The sequence below is a fragment of the Anaerococcus porci genome (genome assembly GCF_009696575.1).
Lineage (GTDB): Bacteria > Bacillota > Clostridia > Tissierellales > Peptoniphilaceae > Anaerococcus > Anaerococcus porci.
In genome coordinates this window covers 1-10921 of record NZ_VULQ01000024.1, presented here as the reverse complement: position 1 = coordinate 10921, position 10921 = coordinate 1, and the positions used below count along the sequence as shown (strand labels likewise).

The window sequence follows — 10921 nt, the reverse complement described above, 5'->3', positions numbered from 1 at the left end:
GTTCGTATAAAATTAAGATAAGCTCCATTCCTATAGGAATGGACAGATATTGATACATAAAAAATTGTATCAACCCTTACCCATTGATCAGGATTTAGGTTGATACACAAAACTATTTACAGACCCTCTTTAGAAGCCTTACCTAAACTTAAAATAGCTTTTTTTACTCTATCTACAAGTCTTGTTTCGTGCTTTTTAGCTATCATGCTTTTCATTTGCTTTCTTTGGTAAAACTTCTTAAATCTATTTTTCTTTATATAGGCATCTGACTTTTGTAAATCTTCCAAGCCACTTTTAAACTCCAGCTTGCTTTTTCTCTTTCTTATTTTTTTATCAAGTTTAGATAGCTTTTTTAAGGACTTTTTCTTTTTATCTAACTTATACTTCCTTATTCCATGCTGGAGTTTAGAGCTTACATTAGCGGCCTTTTCTCCAGATTCTACACCAGTATTGTCAGATCCTGAACTTAAATAATCTCTCACTAACTCTGAAGACTTAGCTCCAGATAATAAAACCCCAGAAGATAGACTTCCTTTAGTTTTATTCTTTAAGATATTATCTTTTAGCTTGCTTTTAGACTTTTCAAGCTCTCCAATCTTTTTATCTGAGATAAAGTCTTTAACATCTTGTGCTTTCTTAGAATCTTTCGTTGTAACTTTCTTAGATTCATTTTTTAAGTCATCGATTTTCTTGCGAGTAAATTTATCACTTTCATAATTTTTTCTCTTGTAGTAGGTCTTCTTTTTATTAACTTTCTTTTGTTCTAAAGGTTTAAGGTTTGTTTCTTTTTCATCCTTTATAAATTCTTGATTATTGTCTTTAAGCTCAGAATTATCAAAAGTCTTATCTGTATCAACTTGGCTTAGCTTACTTTCTTTATCTATTTCATTAGAAATTTTTTCCTTATCTCTAAACTTCTTTTCTTGATAAAGTTTCTGCTTTTGCTTTTTATCGATATTAGCATTACTTTCGCTCTTACTTACTTCATCTCTAACAAGCTTATCTTTTCTATATATTCTCTTGCTTTTCTTTGCTTCGATAGGTTTATCTTCGATTGTTTGGATTCGCTTAGACTCTCTCTCGTTAATTTTGTCTTGGAATTTATCCTTACTATGGATAAGTTTATCCTCGTAATTTTTGAGAACTTGTCTTTTACTTGATGCCTTCTTATTGCTTATTGGTTGAGCCTTAGCTGAAATATCATCTGTTGTTTTTTTATTAAAATTAATATTTCTACTATTTTCACTATCAAAATTCACCTTTTTGAAGTCTACATCTAAGTCTTCATCAAGTTTAAAGCTTTCATCTGTCCTTATTTCAAGATTAGTCTGTTTAACTTCGTTAGCCTTATCCTTATTATCTAAAACTTCTTTTCTAATTCTTTCCTTGTTTTTAGCCTTCTGAAAATCTTTTAGTTTATCTTGTTTTTGATCTTTGGATAATACATTCTCATGAATTAGTTTAGATTCTTTTTCTGAAATTTTATCTCCGAACCTATCCTTATTCTTAATAATCTTATTGGTATAATCATCTGAATGAACAAGTTTACTATCTACATTCTTTTCAGGAGCGTCCCTATTTCGTATAATTTTCTTTTGAAAATCTTTTTTTAGTTTTTTAACCATATCACACCTACTTAGCTTCTTCTGGTTTTGTTGTCATTAGCTTATATAGCATGGTATCTTTAGGGAATTTATCAATAAATGGAACAATAGTATTTCCAAAGAATAATAGTCCCTCACCTGCGTTTGAATTAGTAATATAGTTTAACTGATAAGGCGATATTTTTAATTTCTTAGCAAGAATATCTCTATCCCCAGATGCTTGATTTAACATTAGAACAAAGTCTGTATTATCAAAGATATTTTCAATTTCCTGACTTGTTAAAAGGTCTTTTACGTTTTGAGTTATACCTGTTGGAATACCACCCCATTTTCTAAATCTTTTCCAGATTTCTACTGAATATGAAGCAGTTTGTGGGTCTTTTAATAAAAGGTGGAACTCATCTATATAGTATCTTGTAGACTTGCTTCCTCTATTAAGGGAAACCTTGTTCCAAACTTGGTCTTGAATTACAAGCATACCTATTTTTTTAAGTTGTGTTCCTAGCTCTTTTATATCAAAGCAGAGCAATTGCCTATTTAGATCAACATTTGACCTATTATTAAATACATTAAGACTTCCCTTAACATAAATTTCCATTTCTGTTGCGAGTTTCCTACCAACACCCTCTTCTTGAGATAGGAGCATATCGTATAAATCTCCTAATATAGGCATATTTTCTGGTTTTGGATCTTCAAAATATTTTTGATATATCTTTGGTAAGCACCTATCTATAACAGATTTTTCTGCAGCAGTAAGACCAGATCCTCCTACTACAAGTTCAAGCATAGACATTATGAAGTTTGCCTTATCTTTTAAAGGTGCGTCCCCATCTCCATAGTTCATATTAATATCTAATGGATTTAGGTAGTCCTTTGATTTTGCCGAAACTTTAATAACTTCTCCATTAAATTGTTTTACAAGGTTTGAATACTCGCCTTCAGGATCACAAATAATTACATCATCATCTGTGACAAGAATTGCATTTGCCATCTCTCTCTTTGCTGAGAAAGATTTACCAGAACCTGGTGTTCCTAATATTAGTCCGTTAGGGTTCTTTAGTTTCTTCCTATCTGCCATAATCAAGTTTTGGCTAAGGGCATTTAATCCATAGTACAAAGAATTTGCTGAATCAATAAATAGCTCTTCGGTTGTAAAAGGCATAAATACTGCCGTTGATGATGAAGTTAAAAATCTTTTTATCTCGACTTGATTAACTCCCAAAGGTAAGACAGAAACAAGTCCTTGCTCTTGTTGGTGAGATAATCTTTTTACCTGACAATTATGTCTGTTAGCAATTGATGAGATTTGAGCAATAGTGTTTTCTAATTTTTGATTAGTTCTAGCAAAATTCATCATTACAATGGTAACTACAAAGAGCCTTTCATCTCTATTTTGTAAGTCAGATAACATGGACTTAACATCCGCACCAAAGGTATTTATATCTGATGGAATAATATCCATATCATATCCAGCACGAACTGCTTTTTTTTGTTCTTCAATTTTCATTCTGTCTAGGTCTGTGTTTTTTCTTTTAATGAGTTTAATAGCTTCTGCTTGTTCAACTACATCTATATGAAAAGCTACATAAATATTATCATCAATATCTAAAAACTCAGATAACATTCTGTCTGATAACTCACTTGCAAGTATTTGAAAATGACTTACTGCTCCAATGAATTTCCCAAATTTAAAATTATTTGCCGGTGCAAAATTAAAGATATTGGGAGTTATATGTGATTTTGTAGACTCTTTCTTCTTCAAATCTTTATATGAAAAATTAAAGTTCTTGTCTGGATTTAACATATCATGAACAAGTCTTAGTCTTTCTTCGCCATCAAGACTCTCTGCTCTTACTCCCATAGATTTAAAGTTGGATAAAATATCTACTTCAAGTCTATTTAGCTTTGCTCTTGCTTGCTCTAGGTTATCAGCTTCTGTCGTAAAGGTTATATACTTCATCTTTTTAAGTCCGTTATTGCCCTTTGCAAGTTGAAGCTTTAACATCTCCCTAAACTCTTTTCTTACATCGTCATAGAAGTCTCCCTTATCAGCAATTTTAATTGCATCTTGTAGGTCTTTATTTCTTCCTAATTGATTTACATATGAAAGTTCAATGTGGACACTTGGATCAAAAGAATTTAAAAAGTTGGCAAATTGGTTAAAGATTAAATCTCTATCTTCTTCCAATGCCAACTGGTAATTTATATCTTGAAATGAAATTGTCTTTGAATAATTTTTTTCATCTAACTGGCATATGCCCTCTGGTAACATTCTTATATATGGAATAGTATCCTCAACAGTAAATCTCTTCTTCTCTTTCTTTAAAAGTACACTTAGAAGACTATTTGTTGAATCTTTCTTTGTTTTTAGCCTTCTTACTTCCTTTCGGTCTTTTTTTAATTGTTGTTCCCTTAGATTTAAGTCGCTGATTTGCTTTTTTCTTTGCTTCAAGGTATGCCTCCTTTCTTATTCTCTTAGTTGGTTGATAAAACTTATGAAGATAGAAAAATCTAAAATATTTTTCAAAAGTTAAGGTGTCTTTTTCATATAAGGTTATAAAAAAGATTGGCAGGGTTACTATTAGCATTACAATAATTGAAACATCATTAGGTAGATATTTCTTCATAAATAAATAGGTTGGTATGCCAATTAGTCCTGCCACAGAAAAACCTATAAGTTGTCTTTTAGTTAAGTTAAAGGCAACCTTTGTTTTAATCTTGTCCAAATCTTTTGGTATTGGTACATACGCCATTTTAATCTCCCTCTACTTCTTCTTTGGAAAGTTCAAGTATATGGTCATAATTAGATGTTGTTTCCTCTTCTAGGTAGCTAATTCTTTCTTCTAATTCTTCTTGTTTTTCTTCATTTCTGTCATTGTATTCTCCTTGATACATAACAAATTCATTATGACATCTTCCAAGTCTATTTATTCTTTTCTTTAAGTTTCTAATCTCTTCATTTCTTTTTTTCTCTTTTAAGATCTCATAAGTTCCTCCCAATAAAATTCCAAGTCCCAATAAAGCACAATTTTTCTTTTTTAACATTTATTCCTCCTAGTGCGTATTCATAATACTTTTCGCAACTGTTCCACTCTTAAACATCATAAGTCCAAGTAGTAGAGCATATCCTAATATACTAAACAAGCTTGCGTGAATATCTGTAACCTGTACCGTTCTTATTAAAACGGTGTAGATACCTAAACATATCATCAAAAACAAACCTTGTAGTCCCAAGGCAAAAAGTCCCTTGATATAATTTGTTCCAATCTGACCCCATTCTTTATTTCCCATAGTAGCAAATGGTATGGATGATACTGATGAGTAGACATATATTTCAAACATACGCCCATATACTATTAAGGTAATAGTTAAAGATATACATTGAATTGCAATCCTCACTAGGCTTGTTTCAACTAATATCATTAAAAGCTCACCTATTTCTTTTTCTTTTAATGTATCAACCATTGCAACTATCTGATCTCCTGAAACAGTGGCAGAAGTAGTGATTACCCCTGCCGCTTTGTTTACAAGATTTTGTGCCACATCAAAGACTGCCATTGAAAATTCAAAGGCATGGCTTGCAAGGTAGACTGCTATAAACATCTTTATAATATATTTAAAAAACTCAAAAGTATCTGTATCGTGCATATTATTCTTTTGCATAACCATATTTATGAGTTCAATACATAAAACTGCTGTTATGATAAGACCTGCTATTGGAACAATTACATTATCATTAATGTTTTTTATAAAGTTATATACTTCTCCATTCCAACCCATTGGTGTCTTGCCAACATCAGTTGCAATAACTCCAACCTTGTCATTTATATCTAAGAACATGGACTCAAGATTTGCTTTGATACCTCCGAGTAGCATATCCTTAAAAAATTCAGTTAGCTTGTCAAAGATACCAAACATAGACTTTCTCCTAATTTAAAACATTTGCAAGTAGTGGAATTAATTTAATACCGATTAGTACAATTCCCCCACCAGCCATAAGCTGCTTAATACCTTGAGATTTAGCACCAGGGTTATCATTACCGTAACCTTCCATTAAGTTAATAACTCCCCATGCTCCTAAACCTGCACCAATTGCAGTTACAAGTGTCTTTAAAACTCCAACTCCAGCTGTAAAAAATTCCATATTATTCCTCCTCGTTTACTTTCTTATTTTCTATTTTGTTTAGTGATTTAACTATAAAATTCTTGTAGACCTTATCTCCTTTTTTATTTTCTTTGAAATATCCAAAGACATGGATTAGATCTCCTTTTTCAAAATCTTTTACAATTTCTACCTTTTCTCCATATACTGAGCAATTTGTATATTCTTTGCCCTTTCCATATTTTTTCACAAGAGCAAAATTTGCTACTTGAACATTTTCTCCATCCTTTTCAAATTCTGAAAATTCAGCTTCCTTAACTAAATTTGCATTAATATTTATCATTTCTCTATCCATTGATTTCTTCTCCTTAATCTAAAATTTCAATTAAAAAAGCGACTGAACTTATATTTCAATCGCTAAATGTCTTATATATTAAATTGCTTTAAGTGGGACTTCTTATCCTTATCAACTTAACCTCCTAATTTTGAGTATAAAAAAAGACGATAGAGTTTTTTTAATTTCTATCGCCCGAACATAGTTATCTCTTCAATTCTATTTTTCCTTTGTAGTAGGGATATACGAACTGTTATCTTGACTATATCCCAAAGAATCATTGATCATATAAAATCCAAATCTAAATTCCTGCTGATAAGTGTTACCTATTAAATCCTCATATTTAATTCTAAAATTTAAAAAATCGCTCATTTCTTTACCTTTAGGTAAATTTAATACAATCTTAAATGTAACTTCTTCTGTTGCCATCGCATAATATTGACTTAAATATTCATAAATATGATATTGCTTACCGGGATATGCTTTACCTATAAAATAACCCTCCAATTTTTTCTCAGGATATAATGGATCTAATTGAATATTTGTTGCACTTTCTTTACCAATGTTAATAAGACCGACTTCTAGTATTAAACTATCTTTGTCTCTTTTAATTCTGTTATCATTTAATACAATATTGAAATACGGAACGATTGAAGCTCTAGTTCTTATTTCTGTTAATAACTTAGTATTGATCATATCTTTTTGTCTAATTTCTTCTTTATAAATTTCAAAATCTTTTTTCCACTGTTCATTTAATTTATTCGATTCTTCATTTTTTTTAGTTCTCTTATTTAGTTTATTATTGTTTAAAATTGTATATATAAGAGTTATCAAAGATATCAATATAGGCAACCATATTTCTAAATTTATCTGTTTTGATTCTAATAATATAGTATTCATATTACGATTACACCTTTATCCTTTCCTTATCTTAGTTATAAATGACTCAAATATAATTCTGTATTTGCATCAATAAATTTATATACTTATCAAGTGGCTGTTTTGCTAACTCATCTGATCAGTTTATCATCTGAGGTTTAAATAGCTTTTTGTATACTATTTCATATATTATATATAATTTATGTTATTAGTTCTTTTAGTCTCTCTAGCGTCTTATAAGAATAGGCATCTGTAAATAATTGATAATCTCTAGCTAGTTCCACTTAAATTATCTGATTATATGTTTAATTCTATTCTATTTTCTCAACTTATTCTACTTTTTAATATAACTTTTATTTCGATATGGGAAACTAATTGGATTCTTTCACGCAAACACATAACATATTATTATATATCGTTCTTTAATAAAACTTTATTTCTTTAATTTAGAATAGCTAGTAACTATTAACGCTTTAATATAGGTATTATATATTACAACTTATTTTCATAAATTCTTATAATACATTTCTTCCCCCGATTAAGTAATATTTCAATTTATAGTAAGACGATTTTCTATAATCATAATTTATCATAAGTAGACATTTAATTCTGCTAACTTTTGTGAATTTTTTCTTTGTATTTCTTTAATATTTAAACGATATAATTTTTTAATCATATATACTTATTAGATCTTTTTAATAAAACAAATTTTCTTCTAAATCTTCCAACAACTTATAATTCTTATGCTTTGTAATATCAAATTTATAAGACAAGAAAGGCCTTACTCCTCTTAATTGTAATATACATTTTCCACCATCCATTACTGTTTTTTCATCTTGACTCATCAAGTCTTTGCCTGACTTTTGATAGTTTAAACGATAGGAGTTTTGATTGGATCTTGTTTCTGATGTGTTGTATAGGTCTATGGTTTCTTTTCCCCTTAGAAAGAGTGTGGAATCACAGTTACCAACTATTGTATCTACATGGTCTTTATAGATTGCTTTTAATTAAGATTGTGCTTGCTGATATTTACCTTGAGAATTTTTAATTTCTATCGCCTATTAATACCTTATTTCTAGTGTTCTAAAATAGATACTTCAAGGTCTATCGCTTTAAATGTAACAGTTATTCCTACTTCGTCCTTTACAGTTTTTTCAAATAGCTCAGCTATATCATATGGGGACATATCGTATATATCTTCATACCATTCATTACTTACATCGTACATTGTCTCACATATTGCTTCAATATAATTTTTCTCATCAATTGTGAGTTCTGTATCACTTTCTAAAATAAACTGCTCACCATTTATATTTAATATAATTAAAAATGATTTTCTATTTTCACACATTTTGCTTTCTCCATAAACTCAAATATTTAACCTATTTATTTTATAACTTGATTTTAACTTTACCTTATCTCTATTTGTTAAATACTCTTCTACATCAAACAAGTTTTTCTTATCATAATCTTCCAATAACTTGTAATTCTTATGCTTTGTAATGTCAAACTTATCTGATAAGAAAGGTCTTACTCCCCTTAGCTGGTATATACACTTACCACCATCCATTACAGTTATTTCATCTTGACTCATAAGTTCCTTACCAGTCTTTTGGTAATTTAGACCAAAAGATTTTTGATTTGATCTTGTTTCTGACGTGTTATATAGGTCTATGGTTTCTTTTCCTAAGGTTTCTGATAACTCTTTTACTGTTGTTTTTTCTTTTCCTCCTAGAAAGAGTGTTGAGTCACAGTTACCAACTATTGTATCTGCATGGTCTTTGTAAATTGCTTTTAATTGAGATTGTGCTTGCAGAATTATGCTTGCTGATATTTCTCTTGAACGAATTGTCGCTATTAGTTTCTCAAATTTAGGAATTAATCCAATATTTGCAAACTCATCAAGTAGACACCTAACATGAACTGGAAGTCTTCCACCATACACATCATCTGCCTTATCACATAGTAGATTAAATAATTGGGAATACATTATTGAAACTACAAAATTAAATGTATCGTCAGTATCTGATATTATTACGAATAGAGCAGTTTTCCTATCTCCAATTTTATCGAGTTCTAATTCATCTTCACTCATTAGTTCTCTAAGCTCTCTTATATCAAAAGGTGCAAGTCTTGCTCCACAAGATATTAAAATTGACTTTGCAGTTTTTCCTGCTGCCAACTTGTATTTCTTATATTGCTTAACTGCAAAATGACTTGGGTCTTTCTTTTCAAGAGCCTCAAAAAGCCTATCAATTGGATTCATATAGGTTTCATCATCTTCTCTGACTTCACTTGCGTCAATCATATCCAAAAGTGTCTTAAAGTTCTTTTCTTCTTCTGGTGCTTCATAATATATATAACCGATAAGGGCAGTGTAATATAACTTTTCAGCCTTTACCCAGAAATCTTCTCCCGCCTTTTCCCCATCTCCCTTGGTGTTGGCAATTATAGTTTGGACAAGCTTTAAAATATCTTTTTCACTTCTCAAATATGCAAAGGGATTGTATTTCATAGATTTTTTAAAGTTTATTGTGTTTAAAATCTTTATGTCATATCCATTTTCATAAAGCATTTTTCCACACTCTAACACAAGCGTGCCTTTAGGGTCTGTTACTACATAGGAAGAGTGCATTTGCATTAGGTTTGGCTTTACATAAAATCTTGTTTTACCTGATCCAGAACCACCTATTACTAATACATTTTTATTTCTGGCATATTTAGGATTTTTAGGTCTTGAATTCATTGTTAGTCTTTCGGTATTAGTTATGAGAACATTGTTTTCAAACTTAGGGTCTATATATGGAGCAATATCCTTGCTTTCTCCCCATCTTGCAGATCCATATTCTTTACCTTGCCTATATTTCTTTTTATTTTTACCTTTACTATAAACAATTAGCTTAACAAGACCAACAACTGAAATACCTACTAACAAGTCCCTTGGATTAAGGCTTGGTATATAGGATAAAGTTCCTATATCAGAAATTCCCACCATTATTCTATCAATAATATCTCCTCCAACATAAGAGTTTATGTGCTTAGAAAAAATATTTCCAATGTAAAAAAAGGATATATAAGGAATGTTTGCTAATATAAATTTCTTTGGGTTGTCTATTTTAATTAAGTTTTTAATATCAGAAAGAATAGATTCTAATATCTTATTCATCGTAGAAACCTTCACTATCTAATAAAATTATTAGGTAGTGTCTTCCCTTTGGTGTTATAAATGTTTGTATTCCTACAAGTGTACCTAGTTGATCAACCCATTCTTTTACTTCAAAATATCCCTTATTCTTATCTGCATAAGGTAAGAGTTTCTTTTTCTTATCTCTATAAATTAATCCCTTATCCATTAAAAAGCTTATAAACTGATTTTGTGGTATTCCTAACTCTTTGGCAGTATTTCTAAAATTTGTAAGTAGGTTATAATCTACTAATTTGTCATAATAGTCTGCCTTTGGTCTTAATACTTCAATCTCTTCTTCTCTTTCGGCAATAATTCTATTGGCTACTAAAATTGCATCTGCAAGTAGCTCTTCATTAGTTTTCTTTTCTTGCCCTACTATATATCCTCCGTTTTTTCTAATACTTGGTAAAACTTCTCTAGTTACCCAAGCTTTGAATATTTTTGCTTGTGGTAGTTTTGATGAGAGGATAAGTGAATACAATCCTGATTCGTTAATTATTGAAATATTCTGTATTCCTCCAGGGGTGTTCCATTTCGTTACACCCTTATCCTCCTCATCCACATGGTCATAAATAGCTTTTCTTGGATTGACATATCCTAGCATAGTTGCTACTTCATTTGCTATAAAGAAAAACTCACCGTCTTTTTCTATAACAGTGAGTTTCCCAAAATTCTTATTTTCAAATGTGAGACTGTGTAAAGTTTTGTGTATAGAAACCTCCTGATTAGGGTAAAGAAAAACTAACCAGGAGGAATTTTTATGCCAAGAAAAAGACCGGAAACAAGAAGAAGTAAAATAGCAAAAATGTTAATTG

The 10921-nt window shown here is 30.2% G+C and carries 10 protein-coding genes and 2 pseudogenes; all 12 read right to left on the bottom strand.

Annotated elements, in window-relative coordinates; translation table 11 throughout:
- Positions 1–125: 125 nt before the first annotated feature.
- Positions 126–1625, bottom strand: a pseudogene (locus tag FYJ26_RS10595) (hypothetical protein); the annotation flags it as partial.
- 7 nt (positions 1626–1632) lie between these two features.
- The gene (locus FYJ26_RS10590) at positions 1633–4056 is read right to left on the bottom strand and encodes a VirB4-like conjugal transfer ATPase, CD1110 family (protein ID WP_154542194.1); all 2424 of its coding nucleotides are present in this window, start codon (positions 4054–4056) and stop codon (positions 1633–1635) included.
- Positions 3947–4357 carry a PrgI family protein gene (locus tag FYJ26_RS10585; protein WP_154542192.1) on the bottom strand — a complete coding sequence of 137 codons (411 nt, stop codon included), beginning with the start codon at positions 4355–4357 and terminating at the stop codon, positions 3947–3949. Before FYJ26_RS10585 ends, FYJ26_RS10590 begins: the two co-directional genes overlap by 110 nt.
- A 1-nt stretch (position 4358) precedes the next feature.
- Entirely contained in the window at positions 4359–4649 is a 291-nt protein-coding gene (locus FYJ26_RS10580; protein ID WP_047211601.1) for a hypothetical protein, read from the bottom strand.
- Between the two features lie 9 nt (positions 4650–4658).
- Positions 4659–5522, bottom strand: a complete 864-nt coding sequence (locus FYJ26_RS10575) for a VirB6/TrbL-like conjugal transfer protein, CD1112 family (RefSeq protein WP_000466918.1) — start codon at positions 5520–5522, stop codon at positions 4659–4661.
- Between the two features lie 10 nt (positions 5523–5532).
- Positions 5533–5748: a Maff2 family mobile element protein gene (locus FYJ26_RS10570; protein ID WP_012797151.1), complete on the bottom strand. Its 216-nt coding sequence runs from the start codon at positions 5746–5748 to the stop codon at positions 5533–5535.
- A 1-nt stretch (position 5749) separates the two neighbouring features.
- Positions 5750–6061, bottom strand: a complete 312-nt coding sequence (locus tag FYJ26_RS10565) for a single-stranded DNA-binding protein (RefSeq protein WP_154542190.1) — start codon at positions 6059–6061, stop codon at positions 5750–5752.
- Between the two features lie 198 nt (positions 6062–6259).
- On the bottom strand, positions 6260–6940 hold the full coding sequence (locus FYJ26_RS10560) for a hypothetical protein (protein WP_154542188.1): 681 nt from the start codon (positions 6938–6940) through the stop codon (positions 6260–6262).
- A 680-nt stretch (positions 6941–7620) separates the two neighbouring features.
- Positions 7621–7926 (bottom strand): annotated as a pseudogene (locus FYJ26_RS10555) (VirD4-like conjugal transfer protein, CD1115 family); the annotation flags it as partial.
- A gap of 68 nt (positions 7927–7994) precedes the next feature.
- The gene (locus FYJ26_RS10550; RefSeq protein ID WP_154542186.1) at positions 7995–8270 is read right to left on the bottom strand and encodes a hypothetical protein; all 276 of its coding nucleotides are present in this window, start codon (positions 8268–8270) and stop codon (positions 7995–7997) included.
- Positions 8271–8288: 18 nt separating this feature from the next.
- Positions 8289–10085, bottom strand: a complete 1797-nt coding sequence (locus tag FYJ26_RS10545) for a VirD4-like conjugal transfer protein, CD1115 family (RefSeq protein WP_154542184.1) — start codon at positions 10083–10085, stop codon at positions 8289–8291.
- Positions 10078–10818, bottom strand: coding sequence for a BRO family protein (locus FYJ26_RS10540; protein ID WP_326831263.1), 741 nt, complete (start codon positions 10816–10818; stop codon positions 10078–10080). The genes FYJ26_RS10545 and FYJ26_RS10540 overlap by 8 nt, the downstream gene beginning before the upstream one ends.
- Positions 10819–10921 lie beyond the last annotated feature (103 nt).